Origin of the sequence: Pseudoalteromonas sp. 0303 (assembly GCF_013349995.1) — a bacterium.
In the GTDB taxonomy this organism is placed as follows: Bacteria; Pseudomonadota; Gammaproteobacteria; order Enterobacterales; family Alteromonadaceae; genus Pseudoalteromonas.
In genome coordinates this window covers 35,463-54,226 of the sequence record NZ_JABVXF010000019.1, presented here as the reverse complement: position 1 = coordinate 54,226, position 18,764 = coordinate 35,463, and the positions used below count along the sequence as shown (strand labels likewise).

Sequence of the window (18,764 nt, the reverse complement as noted above, 5' to 3'; positions counted from 1 at the left end):
AAAAATTTAGTCTTCTACTATTTCTTCAATTTTATCTTCATCGATTAAAACAGCATTTTCAACAATGCGCTTACCACCTTGAATTTCGATTCGTTTGTTATGCTTATTAAGCGTAAGAATCTCATCACAAAATTGATCAGATGGATGCATCTCATATGTGTAATCAATAATATTACCCGTTTTGTCATCTTTGACATTGGTAATGTTATATTCAGATATTGCACCTTTCTCAATTAAGTCTTTCATTGTCGTAGTCATATCACGACGCAAAGCTTTTAATTTATTCTCGGTAATTTCGTCTGTTGAATAAATAGAGCCATATTTTTCCATTATCGATAATAGTCTAAAATGGTAAGTCTTACCCGGTGCCGCATAACGCCATAAATGATATAAACGAAGCATCATCCAACGAGATAAACCACGTTTTAATTCTTGAGCACTATTAAAATAGTAACCTTTGTATTCAAGGTTATCGATCATGTTATGAACGAAGGCATTTAAACAAGCTACACATTTTACGTTACCACCCTGACCTTTCTTACCACTAAAATGAAGTGACGATAAAAAGTTCATGTTCGATTCGTAAAATGAGTCATCAATATCCGAGTTGCGCGTATCTGTTGCTGAATATTTAAAAGAAAGTTTAGAACCTTGTAATGCTTCTAATGATTCTTTGATTTGCGGATAAGGCATCGACTGACCAACAGCTTTCAGCTCTTGCGCTAATTCATTCATTGAAAAAACAACTGCGTATTGAATACCAGACTTAAAATTGATTTTTACAATTTTACCTTTAGAGGCTAATCGAATTAAGGCACGTTCGACCTTTTCTTCACGATCAGATGGCCAAACAAGATATTCAACATCTTCACCATCTTTTCTTGTGCTTACTACCGCAGGTGTAATTTTGATTTCACCATCATATAGAATGCCGTCTACTTTTTCAGAGATTTTTCGTGTAACGATGGTTTTCTTTGGTGCTTCTTCAACCGGAAGCTTCTTATGACCAGAACGGACAAATCGTCCCCATAGATCATAATGATTAAATGTATTTGAGTAAGCTCTCAAACCATGTGCAGCATTTTCAATTGAAACACGCACATCTTTGTTGTCTGTAAATAGTGCAAGACTTTCATTATCTATTGCACTTTCCACCCCGTGGATCTGCCCGCGTAATGTATCGGGTAAGTTATCTACCGAGATGTTGACCTTTCGGCTCATTGTTCTTATTTCCAATTTTTCTTCGACAGTTAATAACAACACATAAAACTTCAAAAGTTAAATGTTTAAGTTAGTATAAACTTGATCCGATCATAATTAATTTCTTCGGATCAGTTTTATACTAACTGTTTCTTAATTGCTGATTTTCAGATCAGATTTTTACTAAGTTATAGTTGATAGGTCGCGATTTTACTAACTCAGTTCAGATTATGTCCTGTTAATCACCTTTTTAAAGCGATTTAACACGACATAAATCGGTTTTTTAAAACTCCATGTGGATAAACAGCTCTTAAGTTAGCATAGATCTGATCTGTACCAACTATAGATCAGATCCATACCAACTTATTGTGCATTTTAGTCATGCTCTCGGTGCATAACTTTATAATTTAGTTAGTAAAAAGTTGATCTACACCACTATTTTTGTGAGTAAAGCAGTGGTTAAGCTGTGCATAAGTCGAAAGCTCATTTTTTGCTTAGTAATTGGCTGATCTGCAAGTCATTAAAGATCTGATCTTTACCAAGTAAAAACACGATCTGGCTTTTTACTAAATATTTAATAAAATCAGTCATATACTTCACTATTTTAGCATCTTAACCTTATATACCTATATACTTAACCGATATTAAACTTACTTATTTATACTTAGTATCAGTAAAGTTACAAATTTTTATTAAATGTCTTATAAATAAAAGGTATGTCGCCTTAAATACTTGTTTACAGCAATTTGAATGGACATTATACTTAAAGCATAACTTTGAGGAAGAAAGTATGTCTATCAATAATAATGCGCTAGCCACTTATAGGTTACTAAAAGCGACAGCAGAAGTTGCTGAAAAATCGCTAGAAGGACGTATTCAACATTATCGTGCCCATTTAAAGTCTGAAGAAAAAGAACTTCGTACTTATACGCAAAAAGCAGCCGCTGACTTATTAGGTTGTAATAATCGTACCTTAAAACGACGTCATGATAATGGTGACTTTGATGCACTTGATATCAAACGTGGTGCAAATGGCCACTACGCTTATACCTTGGTAAATATTTTTGCTATGGCTGATATCATGGATATTAAGCCTGATCACCGTACAATTGATGATAAATTACAAGTTATCGTTATTAACTCGTTAAAAGGTGGTTGTGGTAAAACTACCAGCATGGTAAATATTGCCGCTGCACTTGCTACTACCAATATTAAACGTTACAGAATTGGTATTATTGACCTTGATCCACAAGGTTCTTCATCAAGCTTTTTCCCACCAAGTGAGCCAGACCCAATTACTGTGGGTGACTTAATGCGTGACTGTATTGAACTCGATGAAAATGAAACCTGGGATGAATTAGTATCAAACTCTTTCTTACCTACCCATATACCTAATATTCGTATTTTGCCTTCTGGTATGGATGATTTTTACTTCGAGCATGAAACAGCAACTTTATTAAAAGATAGCTCTAGTTATGATAAAACTCGTCACTATCATAAATTGCTCGAAAAAGTTATTGAACCGGTAAAAGATCAATTTGATATTATTCTAATTGATACAGCTCCATCACTTAACTTTATGTTTTATAATGCATTAATGGCTTCTACATCGATGCTTATTCCTGTTCATCCTGAAGCTGTAGACTTTGATGCAAACAATAAATACTTAAAGCGATTAGGCGAGATTTACCATACAGTTGCTGCGCTTGGCCACCAAGGTTGGGACTTCATGCAGTTCTTAGTAACTAACTATGTTAAAGGGAACCATTCACAGCGCGACATCGTTAAAGATGTTCGTAGTGCATTTGGTCGTCAAGTAATGAGTTACCCAATCAATCATAGCTCGGCAATTACCGCCAGCTCATCTTCTTTTAATACCATTTTTGATCAAAAAACGTCAGATAGCTTAGCTAGTCGTGAGTCATTACTTCGTGCGCAAGAAAATATCAAAGATGTTGTAGATGAACTTGAAATGCTGATCCGTTCTAATTGGCAGTCAACTCAATCGTCTCTAAATACAGCTAAGTAAGGTAATTAATAAAAATGGCTAAAAAACGTAAAAACGATACCAGCTTAGACCCTTTTTCAACGTCTATCGAAAGTAGCAGTTTAGATGCTTTGCTAGAGCAAGCTTCAGCTGGTGATGTTATCAGTATGCCAGCTCCAAGCGATCCTACACGTCAAATTACTTTGGTGTGTAAGGTTATTCCAAGCTCAGAAATTGAAGCTAAAACAAAGGTCTATGGTAAAAACCGCCGTGTACAATCATTACTAAATGAAAAGTCAGTTGCCGATATCCTTCCTGCAATTGCCGAAGACGGCCGTAATCAGCACCCTGCCCTATGTTGGGATAAAGGTGACGAAATGCTTGTATTAGCAGGCTCTCGTCGTCGTAAAGCATGTATCTTAAGTAACTCTGATTACTTAGTTTTAAGCTCTGAAGATTTCACAGATCAAGATGCTAAAATTCTTGCTGTATCATCTGATCAATACATTGCCCCAAGTCTATGGGAGCTAGGTCAAGCATATCAACAGACCCGTGATGAGCTTATTGCTGAGGGTAAAAAAGGTTCTTATCGTGAAATTGCGGCAATTGAAGGTGTATCACACACTGCTATTGCTGATGCTATCAAAGCGTATGAGAACCTACCTTCTGAGGTTTTAAGTCTTTACCCAACAGCGAATCATGTTGGCCGTGAAGTAGCTAAAAAGCTTATTAGTGCCAAAGAGCGTGATGAGCAGTTGTTTACCAAGCTTGTAAATGACGTAAGTAGTGATAGCGAAATAGCGCAAATTAGCAGTGATGATAAACGTGCTCTTGCAATTACCAAGCTATTAACTGCTGAGCCTGCAGCGCCACGCCGTCGTGAAGCCCTTATTGATAGTGAGTTTGTCAGCGTACAACGTAACATCAAAAGCGGTGATTTATCTGTGAAAATCGATAATAAAGTGATGACAGACAAACGCTTAGAGCAGCTAACTAAGCTATTAAATAGCTTTAATTAGTTAGTAAAAGAATGATCTCTCACGCTTTTACTGTTAGTAAAAGCGTGATCTTCCCCTTCCTTTTGTTAGTAAAATATTGATCTATTACCAGTGAAATTGGTACTTATTACACTCTCAGATCAGTTTTTTACCAACTAATAACCCCTTTACAGGGCTTTTCGTTACATAATTAGATTGCTTAGTAAAAAATTGATCTGTAAAGCCCCTGCCTTGTTATTAACCTGTTTATATCTTGTGCGATTGTTGTTTGTTAAATGCTCAGCATGTCAGTTTTCAGCTTTGATTTTATTTTAAAGCAGGTTTTTACTAAGTTATCAGCTCCAACCAGTCCAATATTGCTCAATAGTGCTTTAGCTCTGGGCCGATAGATCATATACTGGCAGAATTATTTTTTGTTTTTACTGCCAAAAGCGTTATGTCTGCTAACTTATCCAAAAATGACTTATTAGCTATCTTTGAAGAAATCAAACAAGAGCAAGAAACTCAGTTTCCTCTGTCTGAGCGCTTCATCAAACAGCTATTTAAGCCGCATGTGTTAAGTAAAGCAAAAGAGTATCACCAGAACGGCCAAATCAACTGGTTAGAACATAACAGTGATTTTAGCGTTATTGATGCATCTATGTTTGGTAACGAAGGAAATACCTTTACTCAGCATATTGAGATCAGTAAATTACCAAGTGGTTTTTCGGTCGATTCGCATTGTACTTGTGGCTCTAAAACTAAATGCCGTCATATTGCAGCTGTGCTCCTAAAACTCAAAATTGAACATTCAGGTGACTACGGTGAAGACTACATTATTAACGATTGGTTTAGTGAGCTAAAAACCCTTAAGCAAGTTGCTAATGACAATGCCAAACAGGTTTTATTATTTGTTCTTGATGTAGAGAAATCTGTTGTAACCCTTACTCCTAAAATAGCTAATTATGACGCTGAGCATAACTATACTCTTGGTCGTAACCTTACCGAGCAGCAATTAAATAGTTTTGTAACCCCTACTGATTTATTAGAATCGGATTTTCGGTTATATAGCTGGATCCGTTCTCAAAATGCCCTTGGTAAACTAGAGCTTAAAGGTCAATGGGGCTTTGCAGCACTACAGCAATTAATTGCCACCCAGCGTTTGTTTTTAGGCCGTTCGCGCCAAGCAATTAAAGCTGACAGTATGCAAGCGTTAGAGTTTGATTGGAAACAAAACAAAGATTTAACGTCATTGAGCATGACGCTTGCTGGCCAAGATAATTGGTTATTGTTAAAAACAACCCCCCCTACTTACCTTGACCCTGAAAAGCTAAAAGTAGGCCGAATTCGTACTCCGTTAACGGCTGATGAAATAGCGTTACTTGCCAATATGCCTGCTATTCACACAGAGAACTTTGACCGCGTTTATCAACAGCTCAATGATAATTTTGGTGAAGGTGTGATCCCTCATGCATTTAAGGAAAGCAAAAACAGCCTAGCTCGAACTGTATTCCCTGTCATCAGTATTAATAATGACGAGGGCACAATCCGCTTAGGATTGCAGTTTAATTATCAAAACTCTTTGTATGATTTAAGCCAGGCGCCAGCTGATATATTAAACCAGTCATTAGAAAACACCGTTGTAAATGAGTTAACTAACCTTGGCTTTGAATTATGTAAAGGGGCTTTACAAACTGAGTTTATCTTTAATAAACAATCAGTTATTCATGAGCATTGGTTAAAGTTTGAAATAATTCCAAACTTATTAAAACGCGGTTGGAAAATTAATGATGAGTTAGCAGTCGGCAAAGTCCTTAAACAACTTTCACTGCAAGTTGAGCGTGGTAAAGGTCATCAGATAGTTAGTAAAATCGTGATCTCTGGTGTTAAAACTCAACAGTTGTTTGTCACTGATAACAATACTTATCAATCGCTTAATCGACAAAGTGAGCGCTTTTATTACTTTACTGTAGGAAAACGCTTTGCTGTGGTTGAAAAGGCCGCGATGATGCAGCTTAATGATTATCGTGAACGTTTTGAGCATATTAAAACCCGTGACGAAATCTTAATGCCTTTGTCGTTTTTGCCTAAGCTCATCGAGCAAAAAGCAATTAAGGTTAATATTGTTGACGATGCTCTAGATGCTTATCTATCTGAATTAAATAGCTCACAACAGCTTATTAAAAAGTCCGATATTCAAGGCTTAAACCAGGGTGTGCAATTGCGTGAGTATCAACAACACGGTGTTGATTGGCTTAACTTTTTAAAACGTCACCAGCTTGGTGGTATTTTGGCTGATGACATGGGGCTAGGTAAAACCCTACAAGTTATTGCCTTTTTAGCTAATGCCAAGCAATCACCACAAGCAGGCCCCACGTTAATTGTTTGCCCAACCAGCTTGGTTGGTAACTGGCAAAGTGAAATTAATAAATTTGCGAGTAACTTAAAAATTACCACCGTCTTCGGTGCTGCGCGCAGCGACCAATTACAACAGTTGTCGCAAGCAGATTGTATTTTAACAACTTACCCACTGTTGAAGCGTGACATTGCCTTTTATTCGCCACTATATTTTGAAAACATCATTCTTGATGAAGCGCAATATATTAAAAACGACGCTGCGCAGGTTTCACGCTTGGTTAAGCGCCTTAATGCAGACTTTAAGCTCTGCTTAAGCGGCACGCCTATCGAAAATAACTTATTTGAGCTTAAATCTTTGCTCGACTTTGCAATGCCTTCTTTACTTGGTTCGCAAGCACATTTTAAGAGCTATTTTCAAACGCCTATTGAGCGTGATAACGACGTTGCCCGAGCTGATGAACTTAAGTCGTTGATTATGCCATTTATCTTGCGTCGCACTAAAGCACAGGTAACACAAGAGCTCCCAGAGAAGACAGAGCTAGTTAAAGAGTTTGAATTTGAGAGCAAACAAAAGGAAATTTACACCGGTATAACTGAATCTTTAGAGCAGAAATTAGTTGACCTATTTGCACAGCAAGGTGTGCAAAAAAGTAAGCTAGCCTTTTTAGATGCATTATTAAAGCTCAGACAAATCTGCTGTCATCCAAAATTGATCGACCCTAGTTCACAGGCTGGCAGCGCTAAACTTGAATGGTTATCTAAGCATTTGCCTATCATGCTTAGCGAAGGTCGTAAGGTGATTATATTCAGTCAATTCACCATGGCACTTGATGTCATAGCAGAGCGATTAAATGAATTAGGCATCAGTTTTAGTATGCTTACCGGGCAAACAAGACACCGCGACCGTGTTATCGAAGAGTTTACTCAAGGTGATACATCCGTATTCTTAATTAGCCTTAAAGCCGGTGGTACAGGGCTAAACCTAACTCAAGCTGATACTGTGATTCATTTTGATCCTTGGTGGAATCCTGCTGTTGAGAAACAAGCGACAGATCGTGCCTACCGTATTGGCCAAACTAACCCTGTTTTTGTTTATAAATTGATTATGGCTAACTCAATTGAACAAAAAGTATTTAAAATGCAGCAGCATAAGCAAGCCCTTGTTGATGCATTATTTACCGAAAAATCAATGAGTTTCACTCAATTTGATGAAGAGCAAATGCTTGCTCTGATAAAAAATTAAATTATTTTAAAGTTTTTTTGAACTAATCAAATTTTGGGGCGTCTATTATTATGCTTGTTGTTAAATTGCAGTTTACATAAGCATTATGTTGATTTCCCATTTGGTTACTAAATTTTAGTAATGTTAGAGCCAGCTCACTTTGAGCTGGCTTTTTTTATGCCTAAACCCCCTACTCTGCTGAGCACTAATTAGTTATGATGATGTGTCTTTAAGTTATTGAGTTTTCGTTATGATTACAGAGCTGATTGCACAGATTAATTGGCAAAGTGGTGTGCTTGGTGCTGCTGTAGGTGCTGTTGCAAGTGGTGTTATTTTTGCCTTACAAAAAAGCCGCTTAAAAAATGAATTAACCGAACTGCAAAATAGTCAGCAAATCCAACAAAATCATTTAGAACAAAAGCAGCTGCAACTTGAACAAAGCCAACTTACGCTTTCGCAGTTACAGCAAGATTACGCTGAACAACGTGATGAGTCTCAACACTTTAAAACCCGCTTTGTTGAACAAGAAAAGCAAGCACAACAATACAACCAGTTTTGGCGTCAAGTTGAAGCTGAGCTTGCTGATACTAAAGCTGCACTTAATCAGCGCGATGTTGATTTAAGTACCTTAAGAAGCACTATAGAACAAAAAGAACTGCATTTTAAAGAGCAGCTTAGTCATATCAAAGAAAGCAAAGAGCAACTCAAAAAAGAGTTTGAAAACCTCGCTAATCAAATCCTTGAAGAAAAATCGCAACGTTTTAAAACCTTAAACCAAGAAAGTATTGAGCAACTTTTAAAACCGGTTCAGGGAGAGCTAAAAGGCTTTCGCGATAAGATGGAATTGATCCACGTTGAAGATCTAAAGCAGCGTGCAGCACTAAAAACTGAGTTGTTGCATTTACAGGCTAAAAGCCAAGCTATCACCGAACAAGCTGATAGGCTGAGCACCGCATTACAAGGGCAAAAGAAAACCCAAGGTAATTGGGGGGAGTTAATGCTTGAAAATGTACTAGACAGCGCAGGGCTGCGTGCTGGAGTTGATTATCAGCGAGAAGTATCGTTTAACACAGAAGATGGCCGTCTACGCCCAGATGTTGTGGTGTATTTACCTCAGCAACGTCATTTAGTTATCGATGCTAAAACCTCTTTAAACGCGTATACACGCTATGTAAATGCCGATACAGAGCTTGAAGCGCAGCAAGCGCTTAAAGAGCATGTCACGGCGGTGCAATCACGTATAAACGAGTTAGCAAGCAAAGCCTACGACAGATTACCAGGTATTAACTCCCCCGAAGTGGTGATCATGTTTGTACCCATAGAGTCTGCATTTGTTGAAGCGCTTAAGTACCAGGGTGATATTTATCAGCAAGCAATCGAAAAAAATATCTTAGTTGCAACTCCAACGACCTTATTGACTAGCTTGAACATCGTAAAACAATTGTGGCGTTTTGAAGAGCAAACTAAACACTCAAAAGAGCTTGCCGCCCGTGCTGAGCGTTTTTACAACAAGCTCAATGGTTTCCTAACCAGTATGGAAGGGGTTGGTAAGCAGTTAGACCGCGCCAAAGAAAGCTATGATAAAGCGTTTTCTCAGCTGTACCGCGGTAAAGGAAACTTGATTAAGCAGGCCTCTGAGTTCAAAGAGTTGGGGGTTTCTGTTCAAAAAGAGTTACCCGCGGAAACTGTTGAAAAAGCCCAATTAGAGTTAGATTAAATGCGATACAAAAAAGCCAACGTCATGTTGGCTTTTTATTAGTTAATAAGTTCGGCTGAAACGATATCGTTGAGCATTAAAAAGTGGTTAAGTACAGACTCTTCAAGTTCGAATACCTGCGCGATTTTTTCGCCACTTGCTGACTTCCCTGTTTGCGCACCAGCAAACTCAATATGTAACCCTAAACGCTTCAGGGTTTGGGCGTCGTAACTATAAATAGCAGAATCACGTTTCTCTGTAATACCAGGCATCATACCTATGATAGTAACCGCCTGTTCAACATTAATGATATCGAAGAATTGTCGCTCTGCGGCTTGCCATTTTGCTATATAGCTAGCGACCTCAGGCGGTTGCTCCATGGGCACGTATAATGGCTGTAATGAGCCCCCATGCCAGCCGATAACGGCTTGCTCTTCAACGAGGACATGTGGGCTTGCGGTAAGTACATAGTTGGCACAAGACGATGCACAAAGCTCGTGTACCACAACATCGAGTTGATATTCATGAACTAAGCCACCTAAATGTAAACCAGCCATCACATCACCACCTTGGCTATTAATAACCAAGGTGTTGATTTGTTGATCGCTACTTACTAATAACTGTTCGAACTTTTCAACATTTTGCTTTGATGTTTCGCCCTGAAAATAAATAGTGCCCGGCGATACTTCACTAATTTCAGCAACGCTTTGCTGTGTTGTTTTACAACCAACCAGCAGCACGCTCAATAAAAATAAAAAACGCATTAACAATGCCTTGAAGTTTTGTTTGTATACAGTGCGCAATTTAATAATATGTCATTAACGAACTGCAAAAATGGCATAGTACGTTTTTTTACTTGAGAAATAAATTCACATAATAGGAACAATTGTATGAATATTGGAATTTACATCTATGATGATGCCGAAGTACTCGATTTCTCAGGTTCGTTTGAGGTGTTTAGTACTGCTAAGCGCCTAGCGAATAATGATTGGCAAGTGAGTTTAATTGCCGAAAGTGATAGTCCTGTACTAGCCCGCGGTGGTTATAGTGTAAACCCCCATTACAGCTTTGCTGACTGCCCTTCGCTTGATCTCCTTGTTGTGGTTGGTGGCGACCATACACGAGAGCTAGAAAAAGCAGAGGTTATTACTTGGTTAAAACACACAGCCACTAACACCAAGCGTGTTACCTCAGTTTGTACGGGGGCGTTTTTACTTGCCAAAACAGGGCTTTTGAACGGTAAAAATGTCACGACTCATTGGCAAGATCAACCTGAGCTGGCTGCTAGGTTTTCTAAGCTCAATGTGATTGCAGATACTCGTTGGGTCACCGACGGTAAGTTTACCAGCTCTGGGGGAATTTCTGCAGGCATTGATATGAGCCTAGCGTTAGTCGCTGAAATTATTAGTTACGAACACGCCCTACTGACCGCCAAACAGATGGAATATAAATGGCAGACGTTATAATTTCTCAGCCATGTAGTCAGTTATAAACTGTTTTAAGCAGGCAGCCTTTTTACTCAGTAAACGTGCGCTTGGCCAGATGGCATAAATGTCGCGGTTTTCTCCTCGCCAGTGTGGCAGTACCTGAACTAGCTGCTGAGATTTTAATTCATCGATAACCTCAAACCGAGGTAACAAAGCGATACCTTGCTCATCACAAACTAAGTATTTTACAAATCCAGTATCGTTAAAAGTACTAGCAAAGCGGCACATGTGAGTATGAGTTGCATTTGTTTGTGTATTAGTTAGCTGCCATTTATTTCTCAACGTGGTACCAATTAACCTATGCTGTTTTAAATCTGCAGGCTCTTCTATGGCAGGTGCCGAATTAAGGTATGCTTTAGTGCTTACAAATAATGTATCAGCACTGCCTAACTTTTTTTGATGGAGCATAGAATCAGCCTGCGGCCCGACTCTTATTGCTATATCAGCTTGGCTTTTTCTGAGATCTTCAAGTTGATTATTAAGCAATAACTCAAGTTGAATATCAGGGTACTGTTTAGTAAATGCGAGCCACATCGGCTTTAAGAAACCATGACTAATATTCAGAGGTGCTAAAACTTTAAGCTTTCCTGATAATTGTGCTTTTTGATCATTAAGCTGGCGGTGAGTTTGTTCAAACTGCTCAATTAATTCAACATAACTTTGAAAATATACCTCTCCTGCTTGTGTTAACGTGCATTGCCTTGCTGAGCGATTTAAAAGCTGCTCGCCTAGGCGTTGCTCAAGTCGTTGCAAGCGTCTCGATACAGTTGCGGTAGGCAACGACAAGCTCTCAGCCGCATTACTTAGGCCGCCTTGTTTAGCAATCTGTATGAATAGAGCAATATCGTCAATCATGTTCTCATTTATGCAATCATAGTTTGTTTATCTTGCTATTTTTAGCATTTTTGCAATTAGATATCATGTCTTTTATTAAATCATTTAAGAGCATCTAATTATGAGTGTTAATGATATTTATGTGATAACTTTTGTAGGCATAGCGGCGACTTTGTTCATTGATCTTTATGCTTTTATGCTGGCTAAAGTGTTTAAGATACCGTCATTAAACTTTTGTTTAGTTGGCCGTTGGGGCTTGGGTTTATTAGATGGAAAGTTTAAGCACCTGAATATAGCAACTAGTCCAGTTAAGCAGTTTGAGTGCGTGTTTGGCTGGTGTTTACACTACTTTATTGGTGTTTTATTTTCGTTTCTATTTATATTATTGGTCGGTATTGCTTGGCTTGAACAGCCCACCTTAATCGCTGCATGTATATTTGGATTAGCTAGCGTATCTATGCCATTTTTTGTTATGCAGCCCGCTTTAGGGATGGGGATAATGGCTACGAAAACAGCAAACCCACTTCAAGCCCGCTTAAAAAGTGCTGTAACTCACCTACTTTTTGGTGTCGGAATATATTTATCAGCTCAATTCATTCAATTTATTTAGGAGTATGTAATGGACGCAAAGCATTGGCATCAACGTTGGGAAAATAACGAAATTGGTTTTCATGAAGGAGACGTTAACCGTTATCTAGATCAGTATTTTACTAACTTGAATTTGCAGCAAGGCGATACTGTTTTTGTACCACTGTGCGGAAAAACTCACGACATTCATTATTTACTTGGGCAAGGTATGCGTGTTGTCGGGGCTGAACTGAGTGAGATTGCCATTAAGCAGTTATTTGATGAGTTAAAGCTAGAACCCGAAATTAGCCAACACGGCGAACTATTATGTTACCAAGGCGCAAATCTAACCGTTTGGGTGGGTGATATTTTTGCACTTACTGCAGCTGATCTTGGCACTATCAACGCAGTTTATGACCGTGCCGCTTTAGTTGCGCTACCAAAGCCAGTACGAATTCGATATACCCAGCATTTACTAGAGTTAACCAATAGAGCAAAACAATTAGTGGTGGTATTTGAGTATCAGCAAAGTGAGTTTTCGGGTCCGCCGTTTAGTGTGGTCGCCGATGAGCTACATCAGCACTACGATGCTTTTTATCAACTAACATTACTGTGCAAAGAGCCTCTCGAAGGTGGCTTAAAAGGGCAAGTGCCCGCCATGAACGTAGCTTGGCTTCTAAGTTGGTACTTACAAACTAGTGGTGTGTAAATTCACACTCTAGTTGTGCGTTTTTCTGGCTAGTTTTTATATCTTTGTGCGTGCACTATAGTGAAAAGTGTATTTAAGGAGCACATTTATGCAAAAGCCACGCGTTTTCTTTGTTTCTCATGGCGGCGGTCCTATGCCTTTACTTGGCGATCCAAGTCATGCCGATATGGTCACTTGTTTGCAGTCTATTGCTGCAAAAATTCAAAAGCCGTCAGCTATTTTGATGGTGAGTGCGCACTGGGAAGCGAACCCAATTAGCATCACTTCGAGCGCTGCTCCTGAGCTAATTTATGATTACTATGGTTTTCCTGAGCCTGCTTACAGTATTGAGTACCCAAGCCCAGGTGAACCAGCCCTTGCCGAAAAAGTACATCAGGCATTGGCAAAGGCTAATATTGATAGCACATTAAACCCATCTCGTGGCTTTGATCACGGTATGTATGTGCCTTTGAAGATTATGTATCCAGAAGCAGATATACCTTGTGTGCAATTGTCGTTACATCCAAGCCTTGAGCCAAGCTTACATCTAGCGATAGGTGAGGCTTTACAGCAGCTTGATTACGATAATTTATTGATCATTGGTTCTGGCTTTACTTTTCATAATATGCGCGCATTTTTCACCCCTGAAACCGCTGAAATTAAAGCGCAAAATATCGCTTTTGAGCAATGGTTAGTCGATGTGTGTTGTAATACTGAGCTGAGTGAAAAACAGCGACAAGCTAAGCTATTAGAATGGCAAATGGCCCCTGCGGCGCGTTTTAGTCATCCTCGAGAAGAGCACTTATTGCCGTTACATGTTTGCTATGGTGCGGCGATGCGCCCTTGTAGTGATATCTACGAACTACGTATTGCCAATAAGCAAGCCAGTATGTTCTTGTGGGACGATTGAGTTTAAGTTCAACCCCCCTGATAACACGATAAAAGCTCAGATTTTATTCGTCTAATTTGGTACGCTAGGTAAGTTAAAACCTAGGAACAACAAAATGAACTTGATAAAAACATCAACCCTTGCGTTTGCTGTGGTTGCGGGTTTAGGTTTGCAAGCATGCTCAAGTACAGAGCAAGCGAGCACGCCATCAGCAACAGTGAACGCAACGGCTAATTCGCTCTCGCTTGAACAAATTTATAAAGAAAAAGACTTTAAAGCTGAGCGTAGCACCTATTTTACGTGGCTCGATGATGGTACTGGTTATACGGTACTTGAAGAGCGCGAAAGCGATAAAAACAGCCAAGACGATAAAGCTAAAGACGACGAGCACGGCGTAAAAGGCAATGATATTGTGTTTTATAACGCTGATGGGACGGGTCGTAAGGTATTGGTTAGCTACGAAAAATTAATTCCAAAAGGTGAGAAAGAGCCACTCACCGTTGAAAGCTATCAATGGTCTAAAGATGGTAAATGGCTGATGGTTTTTACCAATGGCGAACAAGTGTGGCGCTCACGTAGCCGTGGTGATTTTTGGCTATTAAACCTCGAAACTGATTCGCTGTATCAGTTAGGTGGCGAAAACATCGAAGCGAAAAAGCTGATGTTTGCTAAGTTCTCACCAGATAGCTCAAAAGTAGCTTACGTGCGTGATAACAACATCTACATGGAAAAAGTCGGCAGCAAGGCTGTGACTGCTTTAACCACTGACGGTAACGACACCATTGTTAATGGTAATTTTGACTGGGTATACGAAGAAGAATTTACCATTCGTGATGGTTTCCGCTGGAGTCCAGACAACAAATCAATTGCCTATTGGCAGCTTGATACCAGTGGCGTTAAATACTTCACCATGATCAATAACACCGATGATCTCTACCCTACCCTTAAAGAATTCCCGTATCCAAAAGCCGGCGAGATGAACTCTGCGGTTAAAGTCGGTGTGGTAAGTCTTAGCGACAAGAAAACTCGCTGGGCTGAACTAGGTGGCGATAATCGCGATCGTTATATTCCACGTATTAGCTGGGCAGGCACAGGTGAATCTTTGATGATCCAAGATCTTAACCGCCCGCAAAGCCACAATAAGGTTTGGTTATTCGACTGGCAAAAACAACAGCTGACTAAAATTCTTGAAGATAAAGACGATGCCTTTATTGAATGGTTTTATAAAGCAAACTGGTCAAAAGACGGTAAGTTCTTTATTTGGCACAGTGAGCGTGATGGTTGGCGCCATTTGTACCGTGTATCTCGCGATGGTAAAACGGTTGTTGATTTAACACCGGGCGAGTACGACATCATTGATATGCTAGCGCTCAACGAAGATAAAAACGTTATGTACTTTACTGCATCACCGGATGATCCGGGCCAGCGTTATTTATTCCGTACCTCGCTTGATGGCAGCTCTAAACCAATGCGTGTAACGCCAGCATCATTTGATGGTTCAAACAGCTATTACATGTCTAAAGACACCTCTTGGGCGATGCATACATTCTCTAAATTTGGCACTCCACCAATGAAAGAGATCATCAAAGTAAGCGATCATAGCAATGTGAAAACCTTAGTTGAGAACAAAGCACTAAAAGAGAAATTAGCGACTGAACAATTACCGACTCACGAGTTCTTTACGGTTAATGCGCGCGATGGTGTTGAGCTTGATGGCTACATCATGTTCCCAGCGAATATGGATAAAAGTAAAAAATACCCAATCGTTTTCTATGTTTATGGTGAGCCATGGGGCTCAACAGTACAAGATCGTTGGGAAGGTAACAGTTACTTATACAAGTCGTATCTAACTCAGCAAGGCTTTATTGTTGCTTCAGTTGATAACCGCGGTACGCGCGCACCAAAGGGCAGAGATTGGCGTAAATCTATCTATAAAAAAATAGGCTCTATTACTGTGCGTGACCAAGTTGACGCCCTTGATGCAATGGCAAAACGTTGGGATGTCATTGATACCGACCGTGTTGGTGTATGGGGTCACTCAGGTGGTGGTAGTTCAACGCTTAATTTGTTATTCCGCCATGGCGATAAATATAAAGTTGGGATTGCCTCTGCCCCAGTGCCTGATATTCGCTTGTACGATACTATCTACCAAGAGCGCTATGCAGGTAACCCAAATACCGATCCTGAAAGTTACGACAATACGTCTCCGATCACCTTTGCAAAAGACCTGCAAGGTAAGTTGCTACTGATCCATGGTACAGGAGATGATAACGTTCACTACCAAGGTTCAGAGCGTTTAATTAACGAATTAGTTAAGCACAATAAACAGTTCGAGTTTTTCTCTTACCCGAACCGTTCTCACAGCCTACGAGAAGGTAAAGGCACTACCCTGCACTATCACACTATGATGGCTAACTTCTTCGAAAAGCATTTACTTAACAAGTAAATATGCTTTATTAAAAAATACCGCAGCTTAGACATTAAGCTGCGTTTTTTTATGCAAACTGTAAACCCCCGTTACACAAATAAAGCGATTCGATGAAAGCTATCAAAAGTTCGAATTACATGATCAGTGCTGGTAATGGCGGCTGCGAGCTATTGGATTATCGAGCGAAGTGTGTAATGAAAAGGGCCTTATTTGGCCCTTCTTACTTTTAAAATAAAGTTACAAATAGGTGTTAAACCAATTAACTAGCTCTGCTTCTAGTTGTTCTTTATGGTTCATTAAAAAGTGGTTATCACCTTCATACACCACAAGTTTATGGGGGATATGATGCTTATCTAGCGCTTTGGCAAATTGAATTGAGTTTTCGACCGATACTCGTTTATCGTCACTGCCATGAATAAGTAATATGGGCACTTTAGGTGATAGCTTATCAACCCAGTTCATCACAGAGCGTGCTTCAAGCTCTGCTTGTTTGTTCTCTTTATAGTTGGGGATACGACGCACATACACGTTTTTTTCCATGTTAGGTCTAAACGTAAGCTCTTTGACTAAATCAGTCGCCCCCGCAATGGTTGCAATGGCTTTTATCTTGTTTGTGTGTTGCATTGCAAGGTGGGTTTGCATACCGCCTCTACTTGCTCCTAACATACCAATACGGTTTTCATCTGCACTTGCTATGTGCGGAATAAAATCAATAAGCGCAAGTACGTCGTTAACATCTTTGCCACCAAACTCATCTAAATCATCATTTTTAGTTAATGTACCGCGGTATTGGCTGCCGATAACCACAAAGCCTTGCTCTGCTAAAGGAAATAAATTGCGCATCATTGCAGCAAAATAAACACTGCCAAAATTACCGTTACCGCCGCGGTTATAAATTAATACTGGAATCTTATTCTTGATGACTTTAGGTTTGATGATATAACCAAGCACCTCAACATTATCGACCTGATATTTAAAATTATGGCAGGTTAAATTAGCTTTAAAGTTATCGAACATATCTTGTGGAAAGGTTTCTTCAAAGGCTTTAATGCGCTTTAAGTATGCTTCTTCGTTTTTAGCTTTGCGTTTATTCTTTTGCGCAATAAATTGATGCCACGAATCATAGTCAGCAAAGATACCTGTGAAGCAGTCTGTTTCTTTTGTTACGTGTTCATCATCGATAATTTTCGCTGCGCTGGTAGAAAAAACAGCGAGAAATAGGCTGGTAAAGAGTAGTAATTTATACACAACAACATCCTTATTGGTGACTAAAAGTTACAAAACCACAGTAACTTAAATGATGGTTATTTGTATATAACTACTTTTTTACATATCAAAACTTTTATATTATGAAAGTTAACTTATTGAATTGGAAGTCATAATGAGCAATAAACCGCCGCATGTATTAGAGTTGCTACCTAAGCGTTACACCTTGTGGGGGTTATTATGCTTATCCTTGGTATTCGCTATATTTGTAATTATATGGTCTCGAGCTCCTGAATACCGGCCTTTGATACAAGATATGCGCTTAGTCAATGCCGTCAAGATAGTTGATGTACTGGACGTTGAAGAGATCCCTTACAAGGCTGATATTAAAAATCATATTTTGTACGTCGATGTTCTTCACTCAGACCAAGCAAAGCTAGCACTTGCTAAAGTAGGTTTCGTCTTTGATTATCCAAATAAAGATGCATTTAGTTCAATACCACAAGCATGTGCCTTACTTGAATCACAAGAAGTAAAGGAAAATAGGCCTATTCATCAAACTGAATGGTTTTTCCGATTAGTTCGCATGACAATGGCCGCGATAGTACTTATTACTTTAATCTTGGTAGTTGTACGACCCATTTTAAAGAATCTTATTCTTGAAGATAACAACAAGGATTAATATACCTTTTAGCAAATAAAAAGCCGCAATAAGCGGCTTTATCTGTAATGGGGCTTTACACTAAAAATAGGGTTTGGCGTTATTCAACCGAAATGAATACTTCAACTTCTTCACTGCTTTTATAAAACTCATAGTCAGTTTTATATGCTCGAATATGCGGGCACTGTTCATTACTAAAGTACTGCCAAACTTGGCCCCAAACATCGATAACGGTTTGTGGCATTGCACCTTTGCCGCTAAAGTGAAGATAGTTACCTGTAGAAAGTGTAGTTTTTTCTACCTCTGATGACGTGACTTGCATGTCAGTACACGCAAATACATCAAACTCTCCTGTGACATCAGATTCATAATGAGTATACACGCCATAAACTTGGCTAGATGGCGTTAAATTTGGCGCTATGTCTGTGTAAAATTGCTGCCATAAGCCAGCGATTTTGGCACCTTCCCCACTCATTTCTTTCATATTGCTGGTGCGAACTTTGAGGCCAAATAAAGTTGTTGGGTTGTCGATATTGATCTTCGTTACTTGCTGATCCATTGCAT

General features: G+C 39.3%; 15 protein-coding genes. 10 read left to right on the top strand and 5 right to left on the bottom strand.

Features of this window, described 5'->3' with window-relative positions; translation table 11 throughout:
• Window positions 1–6: 6 nt before the first annotated feature.
• A complete protein-coding gene (locus tag HUS62_RS13425; protein ID WP_054563104.1) occupies window positions 7–1,221 on the bottom strand; it encodes a hypothetical protein in 1,215 nt (404 codons plus the stop codon).
• 769 nt (window positions 1,222–1,990) lie between these two features.
• On the opposite strand from HUS62_RS13425, the gene HUS62_RS13420 reads away from it, so the two are divergent.
• From HUS62_RS13420 to rmuC, 4 genes are all read left to right on the top strand, one after another.
• Window positions 1,991–3,229 (top strand): AAA family ATPase, encoded by a 1,239-nt coding sequence (locus HUS62_RS13420; protein ID WP_175079939.1) that lies wholly within the window; start codon window positions 1,991–1,993, stop codon window positions 3,227–3,229.
• A 14-nt stretch (window positions 3,230–3,243) separates the two neighbouring features.
• Window positions 3,244–4,206: a transcriptional regulator gene (locus HUS62_RS13415; RefSeq protein ID WP_175079938.1), complete on the top strand. Its 963-nt coding sequence runs from the start codon at window positions 3,244–3,246 to the stop codon at window positions 4,204–4,206.
• A 415-nt stretch (window positions 4,207–4,621) separates the two neighbouring features.
• A complete protein-coding gene (locus HUS62_RS13410; protein ID WP_175079937.1) occupies window positions 4,622–7,765 on the top strand; it encodes a DEAD/DEAH box helicase in 3,144 nt (1,047 codons plus the stop codon).
• 229 nt (window positions 7,766–7,994) lie between these two features.
• Window positions 7,995–9,461: a DNA recombination protein RmuC gene (gene rmuC, locus HUS62_RS13405; RefSeq protein ID WP_175079936.1), complete on the top strand. Its 1,467-nt coding sequence runs from the start codon at window positions 7,995–7,997 to the stop codon at window positions 9,459–9,461.
• Window positions 9,462–9,499: 38 nt separating this feature from the next.
• Here rmuC and HUS62_RS13400 read toward each other — a convergent pair whose 3' ends face one another.
• Entirely contained in the window at window positions 9,500–10,204 is a 705-nt protein-coding gene (locus tag HUS62_RS13400; RefSeq protein ID WP_175079935.1) for a hypothetical protein, read from the bottom strand.
• 126 nt (window positions 10,205–10,330) lie between these two features.
• Here HUS62_RS13400 and HUS62_RS13395 point away from each other — a divergent pair, with 126 nt between their 5' ends.
• Complete coding sequence (locus tag HUS62_RS13395) at window positions 10,331–10,906, top strand: DJ-1/PfpI family protein (RefSeq protein WP_175079934.1); 576 nt, start codon at window positions 10,331–10,333, stop codon at window positions 10,904–10,906.
• On the opposite strand, the gene HUS62_RS13390 is transcribed toward HUS62_RS13395, so the two are convergent.
• Complete coding sequence (locus tag HUS62_RS13390) at window positions 10,901–11,782, bottom strand: LysR family transcriptional regulator (RefSeq protein WP_175079933.1); 882 nt, start codon at window positions 11,780–11,782, stop codon at window positions 10,901–10,903. The genes HUS62_RS13395 and HUS62_RS13390 overlap by 6 nt on opposite strands.
• A gap of 100 nt (window positions 11,783–11,882) precedes the next feature.
• On the opposite strand from HUS62_RS13390, the gene HUS62_RS13385 reads away from it, so the two are divergent.
• The 4 genes from HUS62_RS13385 to HUS62_RS13370 all read left to right on the top strand — a co-directional run bounded on the left by HUS62_RS13385 (window position 11,883) and on the right by HUS62_RS13370 (window position 16,351).
• A complete protein-coding gene (locus HUS62_RS13385) occupies window positions 11,883–12,371 on the top strand; it encodes a DUF2938 domain-containing protein (protein WP_175079932.1) in 489 nt (162 codons plus the stop codon).
• Between the two features lie 9 nt (window positions 12,372–12,380).
• Window positions 12,381–13,037 carry a thiopurine S-methyltransferase gene (gene tmpT, locus HUS62_RS13380; protein ID WP_175079931.1) on the top strand — a complete coding sequence of 219 codons (657 nt, stop codon included), beginning with the start codon at window positions 12,381–12,383 and terminating at the stop codon, window positions 13,035–13,037.
• A gap of 88 nt (window positions 13,038–13,125) precedes the next feature.
• Window positions 13,126–13,926 carry a class III extradiol ring-cleavage dioxygenase gene (locus tag HUS62_RS13375; protein ID WP_175079930.1) on the top strand — a complete coding sequence of 267 codons (801 nt, stop codon included), beginning with the start codon at window positions 13,126–13,128 and terminating at the stop codon, window positions 13,924–13,926.
• Window positions 13,927–14,020: 94 nt separating this feature from the next.
• Complete coding sequence (locus tag HUS62_RS13370; RefSeq protein WP_175079929.1) at window positions 14,021–16,351, top strand: S9 family peptidase; 2,331 nt, start codon at window positions 14,021–14,023, stop codon at window positions 16,349–16,351.
• 219 nt (window positions 16,352–16,570) lie between these two features.
• On the opposite strand, the gene HUS62_RS13365 is transcribed toward HUS62_RS13370, so the two are convergent.
• On the bottom strand, window positions 16,571–17,581 hold the full coding sequence (locus HUS62_RS13365) for a S9 family peptidase (RefSeq protein WP_175079928.1): 1,011 nt from the start codon (window positions 17,579–17,581) through the stop codon (window positions 16,571–16,573).
• Window positions 17,582–17,714: 133 nt separating this feature from the next.
• On the opposite strand from HUS62_RS13365, the gene HUS62_RS13360 reads away from it, so the two are divergent.
• The gene (locus HUS62_RS13360) at window positions 17,715–18,221 is read left to right on the top strand and encodes a hypothetical protein (RefSeq protein ID WP_175079927.1); all 507 of its coding nucleotides are present in this window, start codon (window positions 17,715–17,717) and stop codon (window positions 18,219–18,221) included.
• A 79-nt stretch (window positions 18,222–18,300) separates the two neighbouring features.
• On the opposite strand, the gene HUS62_RS13355 is transcribed toward HUS62_RS13360, so the two are convergent.
• Window positions 18,301–18,759: a GyrI-like domain-containing protein gene (locus HUS62_RS13355; protein WP_175079926.1), complete on the bottom strand. Its 459-nt coding sequence runs from the start codon at window positions 18,757–18,759 to the stop codon at window positions 18,301–18,303.
• Window positions 18,760–18,764 lie beyond the last annotated feature (5 nt).

What these genes read in the sequence shown, in the direction of transcription:
- HUS62_RS13425 (WP_054563104.1), bottom strand. Translation starts at nt 1,221, where the DNA reads ATGAGCCGAAAGGTCAACATCTCGGTAGATAACTTACCCGATACATTA.
- HUS62_RS13420 (WP_175079939.1), top strand. Translation starts at nt 1,991, where the DNA reads ATGTCTATCAATAATAATGCGCTAGCCACTTATAGGTTACTAAAAGCG.
- HUS62_RS13415 (WP_175079938.1), top strand. Translation starts at nt 3,244, where the DNA reads ATGGCTAAAAAACGTAAAAACGATACCAGCTTAGACCCTTTTTCAACG.
- HUS62_RS13410 (WP_175079937.1), top strand. Translation starts at nt 4,622, where the DNA reads ATGTCTGCTAACTTATCCAAAAATGACTTATTAGCTATCTTTGAAGAA.
- rmuC (WP_175079936.1), top strand. Translation starts at nt 7,995, where the DNA reads ATGATTACAGAGCTGATTGCACAGATTAATTGGCAAAGTGGTGTGCTT.
- HUS62_RS13400 (WP_175079935.1), bottom strand. Translation starts at nt 10,204, where the DNA reads ATGCGTTTTTTATTTTTATTGAGCGTGCTGCTGGTTGGTTGTAAAACA.
- HUS62_RS13395 (WP_175079934.1), top strand. Translation starts at nt 10,331, where the DNA reads ATGAATATTGGAATTTACATCTATGATGATGCCGAAGTACTCGATTTC.
- HUS62_RS13390 (WP_175079933.1), bottom strand. Translation starts at nt 11,782, where the DNA reads ATGATTGACGATATTGCTCTATTCATACAGATTGCTAAACAAGGCGGC.
- HUS62_RS13385 (WP_175079932.1), top strand. Translation starts at nt 11,883, where the DNA reads ATGAGTGTTAATGATATTTATGTGATAACTTTTGTAGGCATAGCGGCG.
- tmpT (WP_175079931.1), top strand. Translation starts at nt 12,381, where the DNA reads ATGGACGCAAAGCATTGGCATCAACGTTGGGAAAATAACGAAATTGGT.
- HUS62_RS13375 (WP_175079930.1), top strand. Translation starts at nt 13,126, where the DNA reads ATGCAAAAGCCACGCGTTTTCTTTGTTTCTCATGGCGGCGGTCCTATG.
- HUS62_RS13370 (WP_175079929.1), top strand. Translation starts at nt 14,021, where the DNA reads ATGAACTTGATAAAAACATCAACCCTTGCGTTTGCTGTGGTTGCGGGT.
- HUS62_RS13360 (WP_175079927.1), top strand. Translation starts at nt 17,715, where the DNA reads ATGAGCAATAAACCGCCGCATGTATTAGAGTTGCTACCTAAGCGTTAC.
- HUS62_RS13355 (WP_175079926.1), bottom strand. Translation starts at nt 18,759, where the DNA reads ATGGATCAGCAAGTAACGAAGATCAATATCGACAACCCAACAACTTTA.